This is a genomic window from Paenibacillus chungangensis (assembly GCF_042675905.1).
In the GTDB taxonomy this organism is placed as follows: Bacteria; Bacillota; Bacilli; order Paenibacillales; family Paenibacillaceae; genus Pristimantibacillus; species Pristimantibacillus chungangensis.
Map to the genome: position 1 here is coordinate 1 of NZ_JBHTJZ010000010.1, position 868 is coordinate 868.

The window sequence follows — 868 nt, forward strand, 5'->3', positions numbered from 1 at the left end:
GGTTTGGGCTAATCCGCGTTCGCTCGCCGCTACTGACGGAATCACTTTTGTTTTCTCTTCCTCGGGGTACTTAGATGTTTCAGTTCCCCCGGTATGCCTCTTCACGACCTATGGATTCAGTCATGAGTAACAGTCCATTACGACTGCTGGGTTTCCCCATTCGGAAATCCCCGGATCAATGCTTGCTTACAGCTCCCCGAGGCGGTATCGTTGTTCGCCACGTCCTTCTTCGGCTCCTGGTGCCTAGGCATCCTCCGTGCGCTCTTACTAGCTTAACCTGCGTTTTTCGATGAGTGACTTNACTGCTTCAAAAGCAGCTGGAATGCTTTATTGTTACTTTCGTTATCCAGTTTTCAAGGAACAATTGTTTTTCGCTGATTGACTTTCCGATCAACTCCAGAAAATACAATACCGCGATGTTTTATGGTGGAGCCAAGCGGGATCGAACCGCTGACCTCCTGCTTGCAAGGCAGGCGCTCTCCCAGCTGAGCTATGGCCCCTTAACACATCCCAAAAAGCGACGTTATCCTTCGAAGGGTAATGTAATTACCATCTAGGGACGCCGTTCCTTTTTTGAAGACGATAATGGTGGGCCTTAGTGGACTCGAACCACCGACCTCACCCTTATCAGGGGTGCGCTCTAACCAGCTGAGCTAAAGGCCCTCTTGCGGAAGGATTACTCCTTCAAAACTGACAACGAGCGAGCAACTACTGCCTGAGAGGGAAGCTGACGCTTCCTTATCCGATCATCATCGTGATCGGATAATTCCTTAGAAAGGAGGTGATCCAGCCGCACCTTCCGATACGGCTACCTTGTTACGACTTCACCCCAATCATCTACCCCACCTTCGGCGGCTGGCTCCCTTGC

The 868-nt window shown here is 51.0% G+C and carries 2 tRNA genes and 2 rRNA genes; all 4 read right to left on the reverse strand.

Annotated elements, in window-relative coordinates:
- Positions 1 to 278: ribosomal RNA gene (locus ACFQ2I_RS09700) — 23S ribosomal RNA — on the reverse strand; the annotation flags it as partial.
- 146 nt (positions 279 to 424) lie between these two features.
- Positions 425 to 500: transfer RNA gene (locus ACFQ2I_RS09705), tRNA-Ala, on the reverse strand.
- An 86-nt stretch (positions 501 to 586) separates the two neighbouring features.
- Positions 587 to 663 (reverse strand) — tRNA-Ile (locus tag ACFQ2I_RS09710).
- A gap of 111 nt (positions 664 to 774) precedes the next feature.
- Positions 775 to 868, reverse strand: a 16S ribosomal RNA gene (locus tag ACFQ2I_RS09715); the annotation flags it as partial.